Annotated in this window: 21 protein-coding genes; 8 read left to right on the top strand and 13 right to left on the bottom strand. The window is 73.5% G+C overall.

All coding sequences use genetic code 11. The annotated features are described in order from the left end of the window. Positions 1–55: 55 nt before the first annotated feature. From FHX81_RS29565 to mraZ, 4 genes are all read right to left on the bottom strand, one after another. Positions 56–1,966, bottom strand: coding sequence for a peptidoglycan D,D-transpeptidase FtsI family protein (locus FHX81_RS29565; RefSeq protein ID WP_141981406.1), 1,911 nt, complete (start codon positions 1,964–1,966; stop codon positions 56–58). A 51-nt stretch (positions 1,967–2,017) separates the two neighbouring features. Further along, positions 2,018–2,734, bottom strand: a complete 717-nt coding sequence (gene ftsL, locus FHX81_RS29560; protein ID WP_141981404.1) for a cell division protein FtsL — start codon at positions 2,732–2,734, stop codon at positions 2,018–2,020. Further along, positions 2,731–3,678 carry a 16S rRNA (cytosine(1402)-N(4))-methyltransferase RsmH gene (gene rsmH / locus FHX81_RS29555; protein ID WP_141981402.1) on the bottom strand — a complete coding sequence of 316 codons (948 nt, stop codon included), beginning with the start codon at positions 3,676–3,678 and terminating at the stop codon, positions 2,731–2,733. The genes ftsL and rsmH overlap by 4 nt, the downstream gene beginning before the upstream one ends. Before the next feature lie 169 nt (positions 3,679–3,847). Beyond that, entirely contained in the window at positions 3,848–4,279 is a 432-nt protein-coding gene (gene mraZ, locus FHX81_RS29550; protein WP_073899631.1) for a division/cell wall cluster transcriptional repressor MraZ, read from the bottom strand. A 460-nt stretch (positions 4,280–4,739) separates the two neighbouring features. Here mraZ and FHX81_RS29545 point away from each other — a divergent pair, with 460 nt between their 5' ends. The 3 genes from FHX81_RS29545 to FHX81_RS29535 are packed head-to-tail and all read left to right on the top strand — an operon-like array spanning position 4,740 to position 9,546. Continuing rightward, on the top strand, positions 4,740–5,825 hold the full coding sequence (locus FHX81_RS29545) for an AAA family ATPase (protein ID WP_141981400.1): 1,086 nt from the start codon (positions 4,740–4,742) through the stop codon (positions 5,823–5,825). A gap of 1 nt (position 5,826) precedes the next feature. Beyond that, on the top strand, positions 5,827–7,092 hold the full coding sequence (locus FHX81_RS29540; RefSeq protein ID WP_141981398.1) for a DUF58 domain-containing protein: 1,266 nt from the start codon (positions 5,827–5,829) through the stop codon (positions 7,090–7,092). Then, entirely contained in the window at positions 7,093–9,546 is a 2,454-nt protein-coding gene (locus tag FHX81_RS29535; RefSeq protein WP_141981396.1) for a transglutaminase TgpA family protein, read from the top strand. It abuts the gene before it with no gap. A 181-nt stretch (positions 9,547–9,727) separates the two neighbouring features. On the opposite strand, the gene FHX81_RS29530 is transcribed toward FHX81_RS29535, so the two are convergent. The 6 genes from FHX81_RS29530 to FHX81_RS29505 all read right to left on the bottom strand — a co-directional run bounded on the left by FHX81_RS29530 (position 9,728) and on the right by FHX81_RS29505 (position 15,521). After that, entirely contained in the window at positions 9,728–10,111 is a 384-nt protein-coding gene (locus tag FHX81_RS29530) for a DUF3040 domain-containing protein (RefSeq protein ID WP_033437744.1), read from the bottom strand. An 813-nt stretch (positions 10,112–10,924) separates the two neighbouring features. Continuing rightward, complete coding sequence (locus tag FHX81_RS29525; RefSeq protein ID WP_141981394.1) at positions 10,925–11,857, bottom strand: hypothetical protein; 933 nt, start codon at positions 11,855–11,857, stop codon at positions 10,925–10,927. A gap of 169 nt (positions 11,858–12,026) precedes the next feature. Next, on the bottom strand, positions 12,027–12,284 hold the full coding sequence (locus tag FHX81_RS29520) for a hypothetical protein (protein ID WP_141981392.1): 258 nt from the start codon (positions 12,282–12,284) through the stop codon (positions 12,027–12,029). An 84-nt stretch (positions 12,285–12,368) separates the two neighbouring features. After that, a complete protein-coding gene (locus FHX81_RS29515; protein ID WP_141981390.1) occupies positions 12,369–13,010 on the bottom strand; it encodes a Crp/Fnr family transcriptional regulator in 642 nt (213 codons plus the stop codon). A gap of 69 nt (positions 13,011–13,079) precedes the next feature. Further along, complete coding sequence (locus FHX81_RS29510) at positions 13,080–14,348, bottom strand: DNA polymerase IV (protein ID WP_141984199.1); 1,269 nt, start codon at positions 14,346–14,348, stop codon at positions 13,080–13,082. 72 nt (positions 14,349–14,420) lie between these two features. Then, on the bottom strand, positions 14,421–15,521 hold the full coding sequence (locus FHX81_RS29505; RefSeq protein ID WP_141981388.1) for an amidohydrolase family protein: 1,101 nt from the start codon (positions 15,519–15,521) through the stop codon (positions 14,421–14,423). A gap of 36 nt (positions 15,522–15,557) precedes the next feature. Between FHX81_RS29505 and FHX81_RS29500 the strand changes: the two genes are divergently transcribed. Beyond that, a complete protein-coding gene (locus tag FHX81_RS29500; RefSeq protein ID WP_141981386.1) occupies positions 15,558–16,889 on the top strand; it encodes a type I glutamate--ammonia ligase in 1,332 nt (443 codons plus the stop codon). 7 nt (positions 16,890–16,896) lie between these two features. On the opposite strand, the gene FHX81_RS29495 is transcribed toward FHX81_RS29500, so the two are convergent. From FHX81_RS29495 to FHX81_RS29485, 3 genes are all read right to left on the bottom strand, one after another. Continuing rightward, positions 16,897–17,574 (bottom strand): sigma-70 family RNA polymerase sigma factor, encoded by a 678-nt coding sequence (locus FHX81_RS29495; RefSeq protein WP_141981384.1) that lies wholly within the window; start codon positions 17,572–17,574, stop codon positions 16,897–16,899. Between the two features lie 145 nt (positions 17,575–17,719). Further along, complete coding sequence (locus FHX81_RS29490; RefSeq protein ID WP_141981382.1) at positions 17,720–18,310, bottom strand: sigma-70 family RNA polymerase sigma factor; 591 nt, start codon at positions 18,308–18,310, stop codon at positions 17,720–17,722. A 79-nt stretch (positions 18,311–18,389) separates the two neighbouring features. Then, positions 18,390–19,112: a class I SAM-dependent methyltransferase gene (locus FHX81_RS29485; protein ID WP_141981380.1), complete on the bottom strand. Its 723-nt coding sequence runs from the start codon at positions 19,110–19,112 to the stop codon at positions 18,390–18,392. A 34-nt stretch (positions 19,113–19,146) separates the two neighbouring features. Here FHX81_RS29485 and FHX81_RS29480 point away from each other — a divergent pair, with 34 nt between their 5' ends. The 4 genes from FHX81_RS29480 to FHX81_RS29465 are packed head-to-tail and all read left to right on the top strand — an operon-like array spanning position 19,147 to position 22,426. Next, on the top strand, positions 19,147–19,983 hold the full coding sequence (locus tag FHX81_RS29480; RefSeq protein WP_170232214.1) for a ParA family protein: 837 nt from the start codon (positions 19,147–19,149) through the stop codon (positions 19,981–19,983). Further along, positions 19,980–20,612, top strand: a complete 633-nt coding sequence (locus FHX81_RS29475; protein WP_141981376.1) for a LysE family translocator — start codon at positions 19,980–19,982, stop codon at positions 20,610–20,612. Before FHX81_RS29480 ends, FHX81_RS29475 begins: the two co-directional genes overlap by 4 nt. Continuing rightward, complete coding sequence (locus FHX81_RS29470) at positions 20,599–21,393, top strand: DNA-formamidopyrimidine glycosylase family protein (RefSeq protein WP_141981374.1); 795 nt, start codon at positions 20,599–20,601, stop codon at positions 21,391–21,393. Before FHX81_RS29475 ends, FHX81_RS29470 begins: the two co-directional genes overlap by 14 nt. 10 nt (positions 21,394–21,403) lie before the next feature. Further along, the gene (locus tag FHX81_RS29465) at positions 21,404–22,426 is read left to right on the top strand and encodes a quinone-dependent dihydroorotate dehydrogenase (RefSeq protein ID WP_141981372.1); all 1,023 of its coding nucleotides are present in this window, start codon (positions 21,404–21,406) and stop codon (positions 22,424–22,426) included. Positions 22,427–22,429: the final 3 nt, after the last annotated feature.

The raw sequence follows: 22,429 nt of genomic DNA, 5'->3' as shown, positions 1-22,429 counted from the left end.
CGAACCTGAATCGTTTTGCACATCGGCGAGGGTGGCGTCGGCGGGAACCGGCCGCTCAGTGCACCAGCGGCACGATCGGGCTCTGCTCGGCCGACATCGGGATCTGGTAGCGCTGGGTCAGGTACGAGGCGATGTCGTGGAACAGCGGCGCGGCCGACTGGGGGCTCCCGGTCGGGTTGTCGAGCATGATGCCGACGACGAACCGGGGGTTGTCGGCGGGCAGGATGCCGGCGAACGTGATCCAGTACTGCGAGGTGCTGTAGCAGCCGCACTTCGGGTCGATCTGCTGCGCGGTCCCCGTCTTGCCGCTGATCTGGTAGCCCGGCAGCGCCGCGGGCACGCCCGTGCCGCTCTGCGCGAACGAGTTGGGCCCCGGCACGTTCTGCGTCACCGCGCGGAACATGTCGCGGACCGTCTTGGCCGTCTGCGGCGACACGACCCGTTCCGTCTCCGCCGGCTCGATCTCCTTGCGGCTGCCGTCGGCCGACACCTCGGCGCGCACGATCCGCGGCGCGATGCGCACGCCGTCGTTCGCGATGGCCTGGTACATCCCGGTCATCTGCAGCAACGTCATGTTGAGGCCCTGGCCGATCGGCAGGTTGCCGAACGTCGACCCCGACCACTGGTTCAGCGGCGGCACGTACCCGGGCTCCTCGCCGGGCAGCCCCGACCGGGTCCGCTCGCCCAGGCCGAACTTGCCGAGCATCTCGGAGAACCTGTCCTGGCCGATCTTCTGCGCCGCCATCAGCGTGCCCACGTTGGACGACCGCGCGAACACCCCGGTGAACGTCATGTCCAGGGGCCCGTGCTGCCACCAGTCCCCGATCACCCGGTCGGCGACCTTGATGCTGCCGTCGACCCGCAGCACGCTGTCCGGCTGGTAGACGCCGTCCTCGATGGCCGTCGCCGCGGTCACCAGCTTGTTCACCGAACCCGGCTCGAACACCGACGTGACGGCGATGTTGCGCAGCTGGTCCTCGCCGGCCCGGCCGAAGTCGGCGGGGTCGAACGTCTTGTCGTTGGCCATGGCCAGGATCTCGCCGGTGCGGCGGTCCACCACCACCGCGGACCCGCCGCGCGCCCCCGTCTTGACCGTGTAGTCGGTGACCATGCGCTGCAACGCGTACTGCGTGTCGACGTCCAGCGTCAGCTCCAGGCTCTTGCCCGGGACGGCGGCGGCCAGCTCGCGCGAGCGGTTCGGGCCGGGGATGACGACGTCGTCGTTGCCCTGCATGGTGTCCACGACCCGCTGCCCGCTGCGGCCGGCGAGCAGGTTGTCCTGCGCGATCTCCAACCCCAGCAACCCCTGCGTGGCGGGCGGCTCGGCGTCCTTGCGCCAGTTCGCCGCGCCGATGATGTTCGACGCCAGCTCGCCGTTCGGGTAGACGCGCACGGCCCGGTACTCCGAGCCGACGTTGTGGTACTTGTCGGTGATGACAGCGGCCTTGGCCGGGTCGACGTTGTCCACCAGCTCGACGTAGGTCGTGTCCCGGGAGAGCTTCGCGAGCATGGTGTCCCGGTCGGTCTTCTGCCCGGCGACCTCCCTGCCCAACGTCTGCTCGATGAACGCGGCGATGTCGGCGATGCGGTCTTCGAAGCTGCCGATGTCCGGGTCCGCCTCGAGCGCCTTGGCCCACTCCTGGCGCATCACGTGCGGCACGACGTAGAGCGCGCGCGCCTCCACGCTGAACGCCAACTGGTTGCCGTTGCGGTCCAGGATCGAGCCGCGCGGCGCCGGGATGTCGATCTTCGTGGCGCGTTGCTTCTCGGCCTGCGCGGACAACGCCTCCGCCTGGAAGCCCTGCACCTGCACCAGCTTGACGCCGGCCAGCAGCAGCGCGCCGACCAACAGCAGCCGGCCCACCACGAGGCGGACCCGGCTGTTGCCGCCGCGTCGTCGGCGGGGGGCGGGCCCCCGGACGGACAACGGGCGTCGCACGGGCCTGCCCCGGCTGGGCCCCGGCATCACTGACCTCCTGGTACCGGCTGTTCCACGGTGTCGCTGGTGTCGCGCTCGCTAGCCCTGCGGCGGCGGCTGCCCGGTCTCCTGGCCCTGCGCGGGCGGCTGCCGGTCACCGGTCTCCTGCCCGGCCTGACCCTGGCCGGTCTGCTCCGACCCCGTCTGCTCCGGCCCGGCCTGGCCCTGGGCGGGCGGCTGCTGCGCGGTGGACCCTTGCGTGGCCGGCTGCTGCGTGGCCGGATCGGGCTGACCGGAGGGCGGCGTCGTCGAGGTGGGTGGCGGCTGGACCGCGGACGGCTTGCCGTGCACCTCGACCGAGCCGTCCGGCAACTGCCGCAGCCGGGCCGGGTCGCCCGCGGGCACCAGGCCGAGCTTCGCCGCGGCGTCGGCCAGGCTCGGCGGCGACTCCGCGAGCGCGACCTCCCGCCGCAACTGCTCGACCTGCCGCGCCAGCCGGGTCTCCTCGGCCCGCGCGTCCTGCAACCGGTACGAGTCCGCGGTCGCCTGGGTCGCCAGCCACATGATCGCCGCGATGCCCACGCCGAGCACGACCATCACCATCACCACGAACGGCGCCTTGGGCGCCACCGCGGGATGACGGGTCACCGCCGGACCGCGCTTGGCCGACGTGCGCCGGTCGCGCCGGGCGTACGCCCGCTCCGCCGCGGCCGAGCGGCGGCGCTCCGCCGGCACGGCCTTCAACGCGCGCTCACGGGGCTTCGAGGACCGGGACGAGGACGGCACGCCGCCACCGGTCCGTGCCGGTGCGGTCATGTCGCCTCCCGGATGCGTTCCGCCGCTCTCAGTCGCACCGAGGCGGCCCTGGGGTTCTCTTCGATCTCCCGCTCGTTCGCCTGCTCCGCGCCCCGGGTCACCAGCTTGAGCTGGGGGCCGTGGCCGGGCAGCTCGACCGGCAGGTCCTGCGGCGAGGTCGACGTGGCCAGCGCGGTGAACGCCCGCTTGACCATCCGGTCCTCCAACGACTGGTAGGACTCCACGACGATCCGGCCGCCCACGGCCAGCACCGACAGCGCGGCGGGCAGCGCCAGGCGCAGCGACTCCAACTCCTGGTTCACCTCGATGCGCAGCGCCTGGAACGTCCGCTTGGCCGGGTGGCCACCGGTGCGGCGGGTCGCCGCCGGCACCACGTCGTAGAGCAGCTCGACCAGCCGGCCGCTGGTGGTGAACGGCTCGCGCTCCCGTTCCCGCGCGACCGCCCCGGCGATCTTGCGGGCGAACCGCTCCTCGCCGTAGTCGCGCAGGATGCGGGTCAGGTCGTCCACCGAGTACGTGTTCAGCACGTCCGCCGCCGTCGTCCCGGTGCCCGCGCTCATCCGCATGTCCAGCGGCGCGTCCTTGGCGTAGGCGAACCCGCGCTCCTCGGCGTCGAGCTGCAACGACGACACCCCGAGGTCCATCAGGATCCCGTCGACCTCCGCGCCGTCGACCGCCTCGGCGATGCCGTCGTAGGTGGTCTGCACGAACCGCACGCGGTCGCCGAACGGCGCCAACCGCCGCCGCGACAGCTCGATGGCCTGCGGGTCGCGGTCCAAGCCGACCAGCCGCACCCCCGGGTGCGCGCGCAGGACCGCTTCGGAGTGCCCGCCCAGGCCGAGCGTGCAGTCCACGAACAGGGCGTCCCGATCGGCCAGCGCCGGGGCCAGCAGGTCGAGGACGCGGTCGAGCAGCACCGGCACGTGACGCGCCTGCTCCACCATGTCCCCTCCCTCGATGGTCCCCCCTCACAAAGACAAGAAATTCGGGTGTCGTCAGGTCCCCGCCCGCCCGTCGGACCTGGCGCCGGGGAAGGTGCGCCAGGGCCGAAAGCCGAGCGGACCGAGGCCTCACGGCACCCGAAACCTCGAAACAACGGCCGAGCCAGCCGATCTAGAAGACGCCGGGCAGCACCTCCTCGCGCGCCGTGGCGTAGCTGTCCTCGTGTTCCTCGAGGTAGCGCTGCCACGCCTGCGCGTCCCAGATCTCCAGGCGGTTGATCGCGCCGATGACCACGCACTCCTTGGTCAACCCCGCGTACCGCCGCAGCTCCGGTGCGATCGACACCCGGCCCTGGCCGTCCGGCCGCTGCTCGTCGGTCCCCGCGAACAGGTAGCGCTGGTAGGCGCGGACCGCCTCGTTGGTGAAAGGAGCCTCCGCCACCTTGCGCGCCATCTGCTCGAACTCGGCCCGGGGGAACACGTAGAGGCAGTGGTCCTGGCCCTTGGTGACCATGAGACCCCCCGCTAGCGCGTCCCGGAACTTCGCAGGCAGCGTCAGTCGGCCCTTGTCGTCCAGCCTCGGGTAGTGCGTGCCCAGGAACACGGCGCCCACCTCCCGACGCCGGAAGCGTCACTTCCGACCGGCAGTGGAGCCCCCGTCTGCCCCACCGGCCGCCACAGTACCCCACTTTTCACCACAGTCAACGCTGAAACGGGTGGTTGCCCGGCCCGCCCCGCAACGTTTACGCAGGTAGAGCGAAGATGACCGCCGTGGAGCGTGGTGGGGGACGCGGCGCGCGACCACCTCCGCGAGTGAGCCGATCCGGCCCGAACTCCACCCGGATGGCGCAACGAAATCGGGCAAAACCGGTTCATCGCGGGCCGTGGTGGGGAATCGTGGCGGGGTGGGGCGGACCGGGCGGTCGCGCGGGGCGTGGAAACCACGAGCACGAAACTGTTCAATCGGTGTAGGGCGCTTCGCCCTGGTTTGACACACTGCGTGAAACGCTCACCGCCACCGCGAACCGGTCGCGGTAGGGCCGCGCCCTGCTCCAGGAGGTCGAGTGACTCCGAGTACACAGCCAGCCGCGCTGCCAGAACACGCCTACGGGAGCGGCAACGGCGCGCCCGCGGCGCCGGTCCGGACTGAGGAAGCGCTCGGGGAGCTGCACGCCGCGGTCGGGCGGATCGCCGCCAACGTGGAGAAGGTCATCGTCGGCAAGCCGGACGTCGTCCGGGTCGCGCTGGTCACCCTGCTGGCCGAGGGGCACCTGCTGGTCGAGGACGTGCCGGGGGTCGGCAAGACGTCCCTGGCCAAGGCGCTGGCCCGGTCCATCGACTGCACGGTGAGCCGCATCCAGTTCACCCCCGACCTGCTGCCCAGCGACATCACCGGCGTGTCGATCTACAACCGGCAGGACAACGACTTCGAGTTCCGCCCCGGCCCGGTGTTCGCCAACATCGTGGTGGGCGACGAGATCAACCGGGCTTCGCCGAAGACCCAGTCCGCGCTGCTGGAGTGCATGGAGGAGCACCAGGTCACGGTCGACGGGCAGACCTACCCGCTCGGCTCGCCGTTCATGGTGATCGCCACGCAGAACCCGATCGAGATGGAGGGCACCTACGCCCTGCCCGAGGCGCAGCGCGACCGGTTCACCGCGCGGGTCTCCATCGGCTACCCGGACCCGCAGGCCGAGCTGGCCATGGTGGACGAGCACGCGGGCCACGACCCGATGGCCGACCTGCGGCCGGTGTCGGACGCCGAGCAGGTGCTGCGGCTGGTCGCCGTGGTGCGCCGGGTGCACCTGTCGCCGGAGATCCGCCGGTACGCGGTGGAGCTGGTCGGCGCCACCCGGCGGCTGCCCGAGCTGCGGCTGGGCGCGTCGCCGCGCTCGACGTTGCAGCTGGTGCGGGCGGCGCGGGCGCAGGCCGCCCTGGCGGGCCGCGACTTCGTGGTGCCCGACGACATCCACGCCGTCGCCGTGCCGGTGCTGGCGCACCGCCTGGTGCTGACCGCGGAGGCGCAGGCCGCCCGCCGCTCGTCCGCCGACCTGGTGCGCAACCTGCTGCAGCGGGTGCCGGTGCCGCAGGCGGCGCTGGACCCGACCGGGCAGTTCCTGCACAACGTCAACCCGAACCACCACCGCTGACATGCGCGGAGCCCTGTCCGGGCTGACCACCCGGGGCCGGTGCCTGTTGGCCGCGGGGTTCGCGGCCGGGTTGTGCGCGATCGTGCTCAACGAGCGCGACCTGCTGCGCGTGGCGGCGTTCGTGGTGGCCCTGCCGCTGCTGGCGGCGTGGTTGGCGCAGCGGGCCAGGGTCGGCCTGCACGCGAACCGGATGATGCACCCCAGCCGCGTGCAGGTGGGCTCGGCGACGGACGTGCGCGTGGAGCTGCGCAGCGCGGGCCGGTTGCCGACCGGCGGGCTGCTGCTGGAGGACGCGGTGCCGTACGCGCTGGGCGCGCGCCCGCGGTTCGTGGTGGAGCGGCTGCCGCGCAACACGGTGACCGTGCTGCGGTACCCGCTCAAGCCGGTGATGCGCGGCATCCAGCAGGTCGGCCCGCTGATGGCGCGGATCACCGACCCGTTCGGCCTGGCCGAGTTCGACCGCGAGATGGCGGGCCGCAGCAGGCTGGTCGTGGTGCCCCGGGTGGTGGCGCTGGCCGGGTTGCCGAGCGGGTCGGGGATGGGTTCCGGCGACGACGGCTCGATCCGGCTGCGCGCCGGGCAGGGCGAGGACGACGCGGTGGTCCGCCCCTACCGGCACGGTGACGACCTGCGGAAGGTGCACTGGCGCTCGACCGCGCGGCGCGACGAGCTGATGGTGCGGGTCGAGGAACGGCCGTGGCGCGGCGGCACGACCGTGCTGCTGGACCACCGGCTGGTCGCGCACCGCGGCAGCGGTCCCGGCGCGAGCCTGGAGTGGGCGGTGTCGCTGGCCGCGTCGATCTGCCTGCACCTGCACCGGTACGGCCACCAGGTGCGCCTGGTCGGCGACGACGGGCGGGTGCTGGCGGGCGGGCCGGGCGACAGCGGGTACAGCGACTCGGTGGTGCTCGACGCGCTGGCCGCGTTGACGCCGTCGCACCGCCGTGAGCCCGCCGCGGGCGTGGACCCCGGCGCGGGCCAGGAGGTCATCGCGATCCTGGGCGGCAGCACGCCCGCCGTGGTGGACGCGCTGGTGCGCAACCGGCCGCGCGGGGTGCGCAGCCTGGCGGTGGTGATGGACGTCGGCGCGTGGGCGTCCGCGGCGGAGGACCCGGCGCCGGACCCCGCCGAGGCGCAGCGGTTGCTGAGCGGCGCGGGGTGGGGCGTGGTCGTGGCGCGGCCCTCGACGCCGATGGGGCAGGTCTGGCAGGAGCTGTGCCACAGCGCGGGCAACCGCGGCCCGGTGGTGCGCACGGAGGTGGGCTAGGTGACCGGCAGAACGGCCGCGGCGGGCGACGGCAACTGGGTGGTGAGCGCGACACCCGCGGTCGCCGGCCTGGCCACGCTGTGCGCGGCGACGGCGTTGTCCAGCGTGCTCGCGGGCGTGCTGTGGCTGGTGTACCTGGCGGTGGCGGTCGCGGTGATCGGCGGCACGGGCGTGCTGCTGCGGGCCGCCCGCGTGCCGGCCCCGGTGGTCGTCCTCGGGCAGCTGCTGGCGCTGACGTGCCTGCTGGTGACGATCTTCACCCGCAGCGGTGTGCTGGTCGTGCTGCCCGGTCCGCAGTCGTTGCAGGACCTGGTGTCGGTGCTGGCCGACGCGATGGGCGAGGTGCAGACCGGTGTGCCGCCGGTGCCGGACAGCCCGGCCATGCGCTGCCTGGTGATGGTGGCGATCGGCATCGTCGCGATCATGGTGGACGCCCTGGCGGTCGGCATGGCGGCCCCCGCGGCGTCCGGTCTGGTGCTGCTGTGCGTGTTCGCGGTGCCGGCGTCGTTGGCCGACGAGATGCTGCCGCTGTGGACGTTCGTGTTCGGGGCGGGCGCGTTCGCGCTGCTGCTGGCCGTGGACGGGCAGCACCGGCACGAGGCGTGGCGCGGCAGGTTGCCCGGCGGCGGGCAGAGCGGGTCCGGGCCGGCGGCGACCGCGGTGGCGGGCCTGGCCGTGGTGGTGGCGCTGGTGGCGGGCGCGAGCCTGACCCTGGTCGGCACGGTCGGCCGGCTGCCGGGCACCGGTGAGGAGATCGGCGGCGGCAACGGCGGGTTGGGCATCGACCCGATGACGCAGCTGCGGGGCATGCTCAACCAGGGCGCGCCGCGCGAGCTGTTCCGGGTGCGGAACATGCCGGGCACCTCGGCGTACCTGCGGGCGATGACGTTGCGCCAGTACGTGCCGGACAAGGGCTGGGAGCTGGGCGGGAACATGCCGGAGGGCGTGCCCGCGAACGGGCCGCTGCCCGAGCAGCCCGGCGACCGGGGCGACGGCGAGGTCACCGACGTCCGGATCGAGCCGGTCAACTGGGTGGACAACTGGCTGCCGGTCTACGGCAGGCCGCGGGCCATGCAGGAGGTCGACGAGAACTGGCGGTACGACCCGGGGCGCGGGATGGTCTACAGCGTCCGGCCGCGCAAGTCCGAGCCGTACACGCTGGAGACGGTGTTCGCCACGCCGTCGGCGGACACGCTGCGCCGGGCCACCGGCCAGGTCGACGTCGACCCGGCGTACCTGGAGGCGCCGGGCGTCGGCGGCCGGGTGGCGGAGCTGGCGCGGGAGATCGTGGCCGGCCAGCCCACCCAGTTCGACCAGGCGACCGCGCTGTTCCGGTACTTCACCGACGGCACGCAGGGCTTCCAGTACACGACCCAGACCGCGGACACCGACACGTCGGCGGACGCGTTGGAAGACTTCGTGCTCAACGGCAAGAAGGGGTTCTGCGAGCAGTACGCGTCGGCGATGGCGATCATGGCGCGGTCGGTCGGCATCCCCTCGCGGGTGGCGCTGGGCTTCACCGCCGGGTACGCCACCGGTGACGTGCAGACGATCACGTCGCAGGACGCGCACGCGTGGGTCGAGATCTACTTCCCCGGCCACGGCTGGATGACGTTCGACCCCACGCCGCTGTCGGACGGGCGCGGCGTGACACCGCCGTACATCTCCGGCCTGGACGCGGACGACGAGGAGGACGGCTCCAGCGCGGGCCAGACGACCACCACGACCACCACGACCGCTGCCGGCCCGTCGGCGTCGGCGTCGGCCGTGCCGGACGCCCAGGGCCGGCAGGAGGGGCGGGCCAGGTGGGAGCCGCCGTTCGTGCTGCTGCTGCTCGCGTTGGCCGTCGTCCTGATCGTCGCGATGCTGCTGACGTTCCTGGGGCTGGTGGCCGGTGACTCGGCGGCGCCGAAGCCGTGGCTGCGCCCGACGTGGGTCCGGGCGGTGGTAATGGTGCTCGCGGCGGCGACCTGGGTGTTCGGGCTCCTGCTCGCGGCGGGCCTGCTGAGCTGGTTCATCGGTGGCCCGCTGGTCGTGGCGCTGGCCGCGTCGACGCCTTCCGGCGTTCGGCAGTGGCACCGGCGGGCGCGGCTGCGGGTGGTGGCCGGTCTCGGCCCGAGTGCGGCGAGCGCGGCGTGGCAGGAGTTGCTCGCGGAGTCCGTGGACCGAGGCACGCGGGTGCCGCGCACGGAGACCGTGCGGGTGGCCGCGCGGCGGTTGGTGCGGACGCACAACCTGGACGAGCAGGGGCGTGACGGGCTGCGCGCGGTCGTCGGGGCGGTCGAGCGGTCCTGGTACAGCAGGCAGGCGGCGGCGGACCCGTCCCTGCCGGGCGCGGTGGACAGCGTGCGCCGGAGCCTGGACCGCAACGCGCCGCTGGCGTTGAAGGCGAAGGTGCTGCCGCGGTCCGTGCTCCAGCCGAAGCCGCCGGCCGAGCAGGACTCGGACGAGTGACCCGGCGCCCCCGGCGGGGTGATCGGGCGCTGTGATCGGGCGGTTCGCGAGGCCGGGGGCTCACTCCCCCGGCCTTCGTGCGTCCGGGGAATCGGGGCCTCGGCACGCACACGGCCCGCCCCGGAGGATTCGGGGCGGGCCGTGTGCGTCGTTCAGTCGTTCGGTCGGGCTGTCGCGCGGACTACTCGTCCTCGAAACGGCGACGGAAACGTTCTTCCATCTTCTGTGAGAACGAGCTGCGGCTGGGCCGGCTTCCCTCCTCGCTGGGTTCCTCGGCACCCTGGTCACCACGACGCAACGTCGTCACGGTGAGCAGCACGCCGAAGAACATCAACAGGAAGCCGACCACGCTCACCACCGGGATACCAGCGAGCTTCGGCAACATCACACCCGTCACCAGCAGTGCCACACCCACGGCGAACAACGCGATGCCTTGGATGCGACGCCGTCGTGACGGCTTGCGCAGCTTGGCACCGCGCACAGTGGATGCGAACTTCGGGTCCTCGGCGTAGAGCGCGCGCTCGATCTGGTCGAGCAGTCGCTGCTCGTGCTCGGAGAGTGGCATGGCTCCTCCTCCGGCACAGCGGTCGCGGGCGCCGGGTAATCACGGTTGCCGCCGGTCCCGGCGGACGCCCCGCCCTGGGGGCGTCACAACCAGGATACGATTCGGGAGGCTCGCCGACTACCCAGTCCGTGCCCCTAAGCGGTTCGTTCTGTCACCATCATCCTCACGGGTCAACGGTCAGGCCACCGTGAGGTCGCACAAGTCGGTCCGAGGTCAACTGTCAAGGCCCCGGTGAGCCCCACCGTTCACTCCCCTGCGCGGGTGATCGGGGGGTCCGCGCCGATCGATTCACACCCTCCGGCGCCCACCTGCGCCGCCTCACCCTCCCGTCGTCCCCCGTTCCCCACCGTACGACTACGTTCGGTGACCGACCTTGAGGGCCGGCCGAGACCGAAATCACAGGCCCGTACCGGCCCGGCCACCTGCCCGCGCGCCATCGGACGGCCGGGTACGGAACCACGAAGCCGATCACTCCCGGCGTCTCCGGGAGCCCGTCGCTCATGATCGGGACCACGACGGGTCGGGTGGATCCGATTCCTCCTTCGGGTCGGGCGGTCCGATGGCTGATGCCCGCGGTCGGACGGGGGGACGGGGTGCGGCGGCCCGGGCTCGGGCCGGATGCCGGATGGACTCCTCTCGCTCCGACACGCGGGTCGGAGGGCAGTCACCGGCCCGGGAACCGGCGAATCGCTCGGGGGCGGTCGGGAGCGCTCGCGATCGGCGGGAGATCGGTCGGAGGGCTCGGTGGTCAGGGGCACCCGGCGAGCCCGCGCGTCGATGGATGAACCGGTCCGTGGTGATCGGAGGCCGGGGTCAGCAGTGGGGTGGGAAGGGTCGGGGTAGGCGGTGGGTGGGGGTTATCCGGGGTTTGGGGCGGGTGGCGGCTCGGGCGGCGGCGGTGAGGAGGTCCTGGGCGACGGAGGTCGGGGATCGGCGCAGGCGGACCGGGGTGGTGTGGAGGACCACCGCGCCGGCGGCGGTGAGCATGCCCCGGTGGGGTGTCGGGGTGGTGAACTGCCAGGCCAGTGCGCGGTCGTCCCACCAGGCGTCGGCGATGCCCAGGTGGCGGCCCTCGGCGTCGACCAGCGGCACGCCCCACGCCGGAGGTGGGAGGGGCAGGTCGTCCAGGACCGCCCTGGCCCAGGCCTGGGGTGCCGAGCGGACGCCGTCGGCCAGTTCGGAGATGACCTGCCTGGCCTGGTCGGACGCCCTGGCCAGACCTCGGCGCAGGTCGCCCACCGGCACGCCGCCGTGGCGCACGACCTCGGTCAGGACGGCCCGGATGTCGTCGGGCAGGCGCAGGACCCTCGCGGTGTCGACGGCGGCCCTCGCCAGGGGTGCGGTCAGGAAGCCGCGGCGCAGGACCGGGTCCGGCAGGTGGCGGATCCGGGTGATGCGGACCTTCGCGGCCGGTTCCAGCGGGCGGTTGACCAGGATCTGGACCGGGCCGGTGGCGGGCAGGGCGCGCAGGCCGTGCAGCTGGAGGGCGTCCACGCCGGTGAGCAGGGTCTGCGGGCCGCCGTAGCGCAGGGCGGCCCGCACGAGTTGGGCGCGGCTCGGCGGTGTTCGGGACAGCAGCAGGATGCCGGGCAGGAGGTGCTGCCACGGGCCCTGCGGGCGGCAGCGGAGCGCGAGTTCGGCGCTCGGCAGGCCCAGGGCCAGCAGTTCCGACGCCGTGGCCACGCGCTGGGGGAAGAGGCCGCCCAGGGCGTCCAGGTCGATGGTGGTGCGGTTGGTGGTGCGCATGTGTCCACGATCGGCCGGGCGGGCCGGGTGGGCCAGGACGACCTCGCGGACTGTGGACAACTCGGAGGGCTGTGGACGACTCCGGACGAAAGGAGGCCTTCCGCGGACCCGACCAGTCCGCGGAAGGCCTCGGAGGACGGCGGCCACCCCTCGTTGGCCACCGCTTGGCTCACAGGCGGACGAGCTCCTCGTGGATCTCCACGTCCAGCTCGCGACGGACGGAGCGCACCTCGCGCCAGGCGTCGTACACGGCCACCAGGCCGCCCGCGAGGACGAACGCGACGGCGAGCGCGACCACGCCGTCGACGTCGGACTTGACGATGATCACCACGGCCGCCCAGAGCATGACGGCGGTGAAGACGAGGGTGCTGGCGAGGCGCTCGGTGAACCGCCGGCGAGACCTGGCGGGCTCCTCGATGTGGTTCATGACTCCCCCTCCGAACTCGGCTGATGCCTCATTTCTAGGCGGATCGGAGCCGGCGTTCTGCGTCAGATGACGCACAAGGGGAACTCAGTTGGTGAAGTCGTAGAGCCGGCTCACCCGGTGGATGTCGATCTTTCGCCGACCCGTGCTGATGATGCCCTCCTCGCGCAGCGCGCGCAGCACCCGCACGAGCGATTCCCGCGACGTCCCCGCGATGCCCGCGAGCTCCTCCTGGCTCAACGCGATGGCGCCCTGGTCGGCGATCCCGCGCTCCAACGCCATGTCGATGAGCACGGCGGCGACGCGTTGCGTGGCCGTGCCGCTGATCTGCATCCGCTGCCGGTCCGTGTCACGTTGCCGCGCCACCACGACGATCAGCACGGACCACGCGATGCGCGGGTGGCGCTGGCACAGCGCGGCGAACGCGTCGGCGGACAGCACGAGCGCCCGCACCTCGCCCAACGCCCGCACCGTCGCCGAGCGCGGCCGACCGTCCACCGCCGAACGCTCACCGACGATGTCCCCGGCCCCGCGCACGGCCAGCACCTTCTCGCTGCCGTTCGCCGTGGTCGCGGTCACCCGCAGCAGGCCGCGGCGCACCACCAGGACGTGCCGAGTCACCTCGCCCTCGTGGCAGATCACCGAGCCGGACGGGTAGTCGCGCTCGACACCCGTCGACGCGAGCACCTCGTGCTCGGAGGGCGCGAGCAGACCCCAGAACCGATCCACGGGCTCCACTGTGCCCGGTGATCCGCGCGCGAAGGCCCGATCAGGCCCGTGACCACCCGAACGGCGCGCTCAGCCGGGCCGGGAAGCCGCATCGCCCCGGTCCGGCTTGGGCTCGTTCAGCCCGGACCGCCCCGGGCCCTGCTCCAGCAAGGAGGCCGGCCGGATCGCCGCCGTGCCGAACCGGGACCGTGCCTGGTCGGCGGCCTGCTCGGCTTCCCGCCAGCCCCGTTCCGGCGCGTCGAACATGAGCTGCTCGCCGTCGTCACCCTCGACCAGCTGCTCGATCCGCACCCCGATCAACCGCACCGCGCCGGGCGGCACCTGCTCGTCCAGCAGGGTCGACGCGGTCCTGTAGACCTCCTGCGCCACGTCCGTCGCCACCCGCAACGTCCTCGACCGGGTGATCGTGGTGAAGTCGGCGAACCGCACCTTGATCGACACCGTGCGCCCGCGCAGCCCCCGCGCCCGCAACGTCGCCGCCGAACGCTCCGACAGCCGCAGCAACTCCCGCCGCAGCAGCTCCCGGTCGAAGTGGTCGACCTCGAACGTCTCCTCCGCGCCGATCGACTTCTCCCGCGTGGACGGCACCACCGGCCGGTCGTCGTGCCCCTGCGCCAGCGCGTGCAGGTGCTCGGCCAGCGCCACCCCGATCAGCCGGCGCAGGCGCGGCAACGGCGTCGCGGCCACGTCCGCCACCGTCTCCAGCCCCACCCGGTCCAGGTGCTCGGCCGTCCGCTGCCCCACGCCCCACAGCGCCGACACCGGCAACGGGTGCAGGAACGACAGCACCTCGGCCCGCGGCACGACCATCAGCCCGTCCGGCTTGCACATCCCGGACGCGAGCTTGGCCAGGAACTTCGTCGGCGCCACGCCCACCGAGCAGGTGACCCCCTGCGCCTGCTCCACCTGCTCCCGGATCAGCTGCGCGATCTGCGCCGGGCTGCGCCGCATCCGCTTCAGCGCCCCGCCGACGTCCAGGAACGCCTCGTCCAGGCTCAACGGCTCCACCAGCGGCGTGATGTCGCGGAAGATCGCCATCACCCCGCGCGAGACCTCCTGGTAGCGGGCGAAGTTCGGCGGCACGAACACCGCGTGCGGCGCGAGCCTGCGCGCGTGCGAGGTCGGCATGGCCGAGCGCACGCCGAACTCGCGGGCGATGTAGTTGGCCGACGCGACCACGCCCCGGTTCGCCGTGCCGCCCACCACCACCGGCTTGGTCGCCAGCTCCGGCTGGTCGCGGATCTCGACCGAGGCGTAGAAGGCGTCCATGTCCACGTGCAGCATCGAGCAGCCGGTGTCGTCCGGCCAGACGTCGCCGCGCGCGCGGAAGCGGTCCACCAGACCGCGCGGCAGGTTGGCGCTGCGGCCCACAGACCACCCCCGTCCAGAGCCGAACACCCGTTCGAGACTCTACTCCAAGCGGTAGACCCGCTGCGCGTTCTCCCACCCGATCAGGCGAGCGATCCGCTCCGCGTCCGCCAGGGCGAAAGCATGCTCCCGCAGCCCGGCGGACAGGAAATCGGACAGCGCGCGGCGGAACGTCAGCGCGCCCAGGTAGTACAGCTCGGCCAGCGCGTACGCGTCGGTGGAGAACAGGAACTTCCCGAACGGCACGACCTCCAGCGCCTCGGCCAGCACCCGGCTCGCCTGGTGCGCCACCGCGTGCGTGGCCAGCCCCACGTCCACGAACACGTGCGGGAACACCTGCGCCAGGTACCCGGCGGTGCGGTGGAACGGGTAGTTGTGCAGCAGCACGACCGGCACGCCGAGCGGCTCCGTGGCCCGCAGCAGATCGGTGAGCAGCGACGGGTCGCACCGGTGCAGCGTCAGGTCCGCGTCCCCGTACCCGACGTGGACCTGCACGGGCAGCCCCCGGTCCAGCGCCTCCCACACCAGGAACCGGCTGATCACGGCGTCCGCGCACCGGCCGGACCCCGAGGCGAGCCACCGGTCGGCCGCCGCCACCACCTCGGCGTCCGACGGCCGGGCCGGGTCGAGGTCCAGCCCCACCCGGTAGGCCGCGATCGACTTCGCCGCGACCGCCCCGGTCGAGTTCAACGCCTCCCGCACGCGGGCCGGGAACACCGAGGCACCTGCGGGCACGACGTCCTCCGCCAACCGCTCCAACCGCAGCACCGCAAGTTCACGCGAACCGGTGAACACGGCGGGCCCCGCGAACCCCTCCGGCCACAGGCCGCGGTCCACCAGGAACATCGAGATCTCGGCCGCCGACACCAGCGTCCGGTTCACCTCGGCCGCGCCCAGCGACCGCCGCCGCGCCAGGTACTCGTCGGCCGGCGCGAGGGGTGGCAGGTCCAGCAAAGGCCCACACCAGCGCCGTACCGCCAGGCCCAGCGACGAGTCGAACAACGACGTGCCCAGCGGCGACACCGACCCGGCCTCGGTCAGGTTCGACTCGAACCCGGCGCGATCCAGGTCGACGCCCAGCACCCCGTGGCAGTGGTGGTCCACGAGGCGCAACGCACCCACGCAAGGCAGCAACCGGTCCACTTGTTGAACAGTAGTGAGCTGGTGTAACCACGCCAGATGGACACAGCGGAACGGGAGCACCGTCGCGCGCTGGCGGCCGAGCTGGTGGACGACCTGCTGGAGCAGGACGTGGTCGCGGTCGCGCTCACCTGGGTCGACCACAGCGGCATCACGCGGGTCAAGTCCGTGCCGCTCGCCGGGTTGCCCAGGGCCGCCGCGGACGGCGTCGGCGCGTCGCCGGTGTTCGACGCGTTCCTGCTGGACGACACGATCGTCGCCGGGCGGCACGCGGGCGGCCCCGTCGGCGACCTGCGGCTGCGCCCCGACCTGGACCGGCTCACCGTGCTCGCGGGCCAGCCCGGCTGGGCCTGGGCCCCGGCCGACCGCTTCGACCAGCGGGGCGAGCCGCACCCGCAGGACGAGCGCGGCCTGGCCCGGGCGGTGGCCGACCGGCTCACCGTGCACGGCTACGAGGTGCGGGCGGGCTTCGAGGTGGAGTGGGTCGTCGGGCACGGCGACACCGACGAGTTCCGGCCCGCCGCCACCGGGCCCGCCTACGGCCACGCCCGCCAGGTCGAGCTGTCGGACTACGCGGCGGACCTGCTGTCGGCGCTGGCCGAGCAGGACGTCGAGGTGCTGCAGTTCCACCCCGAGTACGCGCCGGGCCAGTTCGAGCTGTCCACCACGCCCGAGGACCCGGTGCACGCGGCGGACACGTCCGTGCTGGTGCGGGAGACGGTCCGGGCCATCACCCTGCGGCACGGCCTGCGCCCGTCGTTCTCGCCGAAGGTCACCGCCGACGGCGTCGGCAACGGCGGCCACCTGCACCTGAGCCTGTGGCGCGACGGCCGCAACCTGTTCGACGGCGGTGCCGGCTGGTTCGGCCTGACCGAGGACGCCGAGGCGTTCGCGGCGGGCGTGCTGCGGCGGCTGCCCGCGCTGTGCGCGATCGGCGTGCCCTCGGTGGCGGGCTACCTGCGGCTGGTGCCCCGGCACTGGGCGGGCGCGTTCGCGGTGTGGGGCCTGGAGAACCGGGAGGCGGCGCTGCGCCTGGTCGCGGGCCGCGACCTGGAGGTCAAGTGCTACGACCTGTCGGCGAACCCGTACCTCGTGGTGGCGGCCACGATGGCGGCGGGGCTGGCCGGGGTCGTGGACCGGGCGCGGCTGCCCGAGCCGGTCGGCGTGGACCCGGCCTCGGTCCCGGACGCCGAGCGCCTGCCGACGTGCCTGGAGGAGGCGGTGGCGGCGTTCGAGGCGGACGAGGTGCTGGCCGAGGCGTTCGGCGCGGAGTTCGCCGCGACCATCGTCGACGTGCGGCGCGGCGAGATCGCCCGGTTCGCCGACTGCTCACCGGAGGAGGTCGCCGCGCTGACCCGCTGGCGGCACTGAGGCGCGGTCACGCGCCGTGCTGCGCCTCGTCCAACGCCTTGCGCAACCTGGTCAGGGCCCGGTGCTGGGCCACCCGGACCGCGCCGGGCGTGGAGCCGACGGCCGTCGCGGTCTCCTCGGCGGACAGGCCGAGCACGACGCGCAGCACCAGGATCTCGCGCTGCCGGTCCGGCAGGACGTTGAGCAGCCGGCCCATCCGCTCGGACAGCTCGCCGTGCAGCGCCCGCTGCTCGGGGCCGGGCTCGACGCCCGCGCCGTCGGGCAGCTCCGGCACGGACTCGGCCCGGTTGCGCGCCGAAGCCCGGTGCGCGTCGGCGACCTTGTGCGCCGCGATGCCGTAGACGAACGCCAGGAACGGCCGGCCCTGCTCCCGGTAGTTGGGCAGCGCCTTGAGCACGGCGAGGCAGACCTCCTGGGCCACGTCCTCCGCCGACGCCGACGACCGCTGACCGTGGCCGACCCTGGCCCGGCAGTACTTCACGATCACGGGTCTGATCTCGGCCAGCAACGCCTCGACCGCCCGCCGGTCACCCCTGACCGCCGCTTCGACGTACGACTCCGGACCCCCTTCCCCACGTGCCGATGAGGAGGACGGCGCGTCCTCGCCCGGCACGGACACCACCGCCCTCCCCGCGTTGCCGCGAAGTGACGGCACCACCGAAAACCCAACCACCACAGCTGTCATCACGAGCTCCTCGGCGTCCGCGCGCTGGACGACCCTCGGGGGCACATGCGAACGCGACGCCGGTCCCACGCGCAGATGACGCGACTCACAGAAAGTTACCCCGAATGGCGGCGTTTGGACCGCTAACGGAGTAACCCACACCGGGTTAGCGGCTGCGCTGCGTGACGAGAGCTCGGTCGATCTCCCGGCGGAGGCGGGTCAACGCGCGGTGCTGCGCGACCCGGACCGCGCCGGGCGTGGCGTCGACGGCGTCGGCGGTCTGGTCGGCCGTGAGCCCGACCACCACCCGCAGGACGAGGATCTCCCGCTGCTTGTCGGGCAGCAGCCGCAGCAGCTCGCCCATCCGCTGCGACAGCTCCAGACGCAGCGCCGACTGCTCCGGGCCCACGTGCTCGTCGTCCGGGGTGTCGGGCAGCTCGGGCACCGGCTCGGCGCGGTTGCGCAACGCCGCGCGGTGCGCGTCGGCGACTTTGTGGGCCGCGATGCCGTACACGAAGGCCAGGAACGGCCGGCCGTGGTCCTTGTACGTCGGCAACGCGGTCAACAAGGCCAGGCACACGTCCTGGGCCACGTCGTCGGCCGACGTGGCCGACCGCTCCTGCCGGCCCACGCGGGCGCGGCAGTAGCGCACCACCAGCGGCCGGACGGCGGCCAGCACCGCGGCGACCGCCCGCTCGTCACCGGCGACCGCGGCGCGGACGTCGTCCTCCAGGTTCTCGGGCGCGGGTCCGGCCATCAGCCGGCCCCGGCTAAGTGCGGGTCTCCCATGGCGGTCGTCCTCTGCGGTAGGCGGCGGAACCTCCGTTCTACCGCACTCAGGCGGGCTTTCGGCCCAGGACGTGCAACCGGGCGGCCACGTCGCGCAGCGGCGAACGGGTCGACGCGGCCAGCTCCAGCTCGGCCAACGCCTCCGCGGCGCCGGGGCTGGTCTCCAGCACCGAGCCCGGCACCAGGTCCGACACCACGCCGTGCCCCTGCACCAGCTCCACCTTCAGGCCCGCGGCCAGCACCAACGCCTCCAGCCCGGCCACGTCGAACCGGCGCAGCAACGGGTCGCGCGTGCCCGCGAGCTGACCGGCCTCGTCGTCCAGCAGCCGCCGCGCGTCGACCAGCCGGCCTGCGATGGCCCGGTGCAGCACGGCCGCGTACCGGTTCGCCACCAGCAAGGACACCGCGCCGCCCGGCACCGTGGCGGCGGCCAGCGCGGCCAGCGCGGCACCGGCGTCGTCCACGACCTCCAGCAGGCCGTGCCCCAGCACGAGGTCCGCCGAGGCGTCCCGGTCCAACGCGTCCGTGTCGCCCTGGACAGCGGTGACGCGGTCCAGCACGCCCTCGTCGGCCGCACGGCGGTGCAACGTCGCCAGCGCGTCCGGGCTCGGGTCGACCACCGTCACCGAGCACCCGGCCACGGCCAGCGGCACGGCCCACACGCCGCTGCCGCCGCCCACGTCGAGCACGCGCGGCGGTTCACCGCCCCGGCGGTCGCGCGCGGCGGTCAGCTCGGCGTCGAGCACCCTGTGTACGGCGTCCGGTCGCATGGACGTAGAGCGTAAGGGCCGTAGGCTGCACTACGTGCATACGGTGGCGGTGCTCAGCCTCAAGGGTGGCGTTGGGAAGACGACGGTCGCGCTCGGCCTGGCGTCGGCGGCGCTGCGGCGCGGCGTCCGCACGCTGGTCATCGACCTCGATCCGCAGTGCAACGCCACTTCGACGCTCGAACCCGACGACACCGAGGCCAGCATCTACGACGTGCTGCAGGACCCGAGCCGCGACACGCTGGACAAGGCCATCGCGCCCAGCGCGTGGGGCGACGGCGTGGACGTGCTGGCCGGGTCGGAGGACGCGGAGTCGTTGAACCACCCCGACCCGGGCGAGACGCGGCTCGGCCGGCTGCGCGAGGCGCTGCGGCTGCTCCAGGACGACGAGGAGCCCTACCAGCTGGTGCTGCTGGACTGCCCGCCGTCGCTGGGCCAGCTGACCCGGTCGGCGCTGGTGGCGGCGGACCGCGCGCTGCTGGTGACCGAGCCGACGATGTTCGCGGTGGCCGGTGTGCAGCGGGCGTTCGAGGCGGTGCAGGCCGAGCGCGAGCACAACGAGGACCTGCAGCCGCTGGGCGTGGTGGTGAACCGGGTGCGGCCGAGGTCGCACGAGCACCAGTTCCGCATCGACGAGCTGCGCGACATCTTCGGGCCGCTGGTGATGCCGGTGGCGTTGCCGGACCGGCTCGCCGTGCAGCAGGCGCAGGGCGCGTGCATGCCGATCCACGAGTGGGGCACGCCGGGCGCGCGCGAGGTCGCGCTGGCGTTCAACCTGCTGCTCGCCCGGATACTGCGGATCAGCCGCAGCAGGCGCCGGGCCGTGCACCACGACTTCGACGACGAGGAGATCGAGGAAGCGGTGGACGCGTGAGCACGGCGGCTCTCCTGGCGTTCACCGTCGCGGCCGTCCTGCTCACGATCACGCCCGGCCTGGACACCATGATGCTGTTGCGCATGGTGCTGGGCGGTGGCCGCAAGGCCGGTGTGATCGGCGGGTTCGGCACCACGTTGGGCTGCCTGGTGTGGGGCGCGGCGAGCATCGCCGGGCTGACCGCGCTGCTGGTGGCGTCCCGGCTCGCCTACGACGTCGTGCGGTACGCGGGCGCGGCGTACCTGCTGTGGCTGGGCGGGTCGGCGCTGTGGAAGTCGTGGCGCGGCCGGCTCGAACGGCCCGTCGACGTGCCGTCGACCACCTCCGCGCAGGCGTTGCGGACCGGGCTCACCACGAACCTGCTCAACCCGAAGATCGGTGTGTTCTACCTGAGCCTGCTCCCCCAGTTCCTGCCGGCCGACCAGGCGTCGGCCGGGTGGGGCGCGCTGCTGGTCGGCGTGCACGTGGCCATCGGCCAGGTGTGGCAGCTCGTGGTGGTGTGGCTGGCCGGGCGGGCGGTGGTCGTGCTGACCAGGCCCGCGGTGCGGCGGTGGACCGAGCGGCTCACCGCGTCCGTGCTGGTCGGGTTCGGCCTGAAAGTGGCCTTGGACAGCGGTGCCCGAGGGTGACACGGTCTTCCTGGCCGGCCGCCGCCTGGACGAGGCGCTGGCCGGCCGCACGCTGCTGCGCGGCGAGCTGCGCCACCCGAGGTGGGCCACCGCGGACCTGAGCGGGCGGGACGTGCTGGGTGTGCGCTCGGTCGGCAAGCACCTGTTCACCCGGTTCTCCGGCGACCTGAGCCTGCACAGCCACTTCCGGATGGACGGCGCGTGGCACCTCTACCGGCCCGGCGAGCGCTGGCAACGGCCCGGGCACCAGGTGCGGGCGCTGCTGGAGGTGCCGGAGCGGGTCGCGGTGGGGTTCGCGCTGCACGACCTGGAGCTGCTGCCGACCGACCAGGAGTCGCGGCTGGTCGGCCACCTGGGGCCGGACCTGCTGGGCGGGTGGGACGACGAACGCGCCGCCGAGGCGGTCGCCCGGCTCGTCGCCGACCCGGACCGCGAGCTGGGGCTCGCCCTGCTCGACCAGCGCGTGGTGGCGGGCGTGGGGAACCTCTACAAGGCCGAGGTGTGCTTCCTGCTCGGCGTCTCCCCGTGGAGCCCCGTGTCGGCGGTGGACCCCGCGGAGGTCGTGCGGTTGGCGCGCAAGCTGCTGCTGGCCAACGCGTGGCGGCCGGAGCAGAGCACGACCGGTCTGCTGGGACGGGGACGGCAGCACTGGGTGTTCGAGCGCGCCGGCAAGCCGTGCCTGAGATGCGGGACGAGGGTGCGCGTCGGTGGGCAGGGCGCGGGCGTGCTGGAGCGTCCCGCGTACTGGTGCCCGCGCTGCCAGCCAGGGCCGATCGCTTAGGGTTGCCGGCGTGGTCTACAAGAGCGTGGTGCGCAAGGCGTTGTTCCGGATGCACGGCGGCGACGCGGAGCGGGTCCACGAGACCACCCTCGGCGTGCTGGCGCGGCTGAGCCCGGCGGCGAAGCTCGTGCGGCGCAAGCCGGCGGCCGGGCGCACCGTGTTCGGCGTCCGGTTCCCCAACCCGGTCGGGCTGGCGGCCGGGCTGGACAAGAACGGCCGGGCGCTGCCCGCGTGGGGCGCGCTCGGGTTCGGGTTCGTCGAGGTCGGCACGGTCACCCGGCACCCGCAGCCGGGCAACCCGAAGCCGCGCCTGTTCCGGTTGCGCGACAGCGAGGCGATCATCAACCGGATGGGCTTCAACAACGACGGCGCCCTGGAGCTGGCCAACCGGCTCGACCGCCTCGGCCCGCTGGCCGTGCCGCTGGGCATCAGCCTGGGCAAGTCCAAGGTGACGCCGGTCGAGGACGCGGTGGAGGACTACCGGACGTCCCTGCGCGCGCTCTACCGCCACGGCGACTACTTCGCGATCAACATCAGCTCGCCGAACACGCCCGGCCTGCGCAGCCTCCAGGACCGGGGTGCGCTGACCGAGCTGCTGTCCGCCCTGAACGACACCGCGCGCGAGCTGGCCGGGGCGAAGCCGGTCAAGCCGATCCTGGTCAAGATCGCGCCGGACCTGACCGAGCCGGCGATCGCCGAGCTGCTGGAGGTGTGCGCGGCGCACGGGGTCAGCGGCCTGATCGCGACCAACACCACGGTGTCGCGCGACGGGCTGGCCCCCGCCGACCGGCGCCTGGCGCACGAGGCGGGCGGGCTGAGCGGGCGGCCGCTGGCGGCGCGGGCCCGCGAGGTGGTGCGGTTCGTCAGCCGGGAGACCGACGGCAGGCTGCCGATCATCGGCGTCGGCGGCATCGCGGGCCCGGACGACGCGAAGCGGATGCTGGACGCGGGCGCGAGCCTGCTCCAGGTCTACACGGGCTTCATCTACGAGGGCCCCGGGCTGGTCCGGCGCATCAACCGCGCCCTGCGCTGACCG

This window comes from Saccharothrix saharensis (genome assembly GCF_006716745.1).
In the GTDB taxonomy this organism is placed as follows: domain Bacteria; phylum Actinomycetota; class Actinomycetes; order Mycobacteriales; family Pseudonocardiaceae; genus Actinosynnema; species Actinosynnema saharense.
This window is presented reverse-complemented; position numbering and strand designations above follow the sequence as displayed.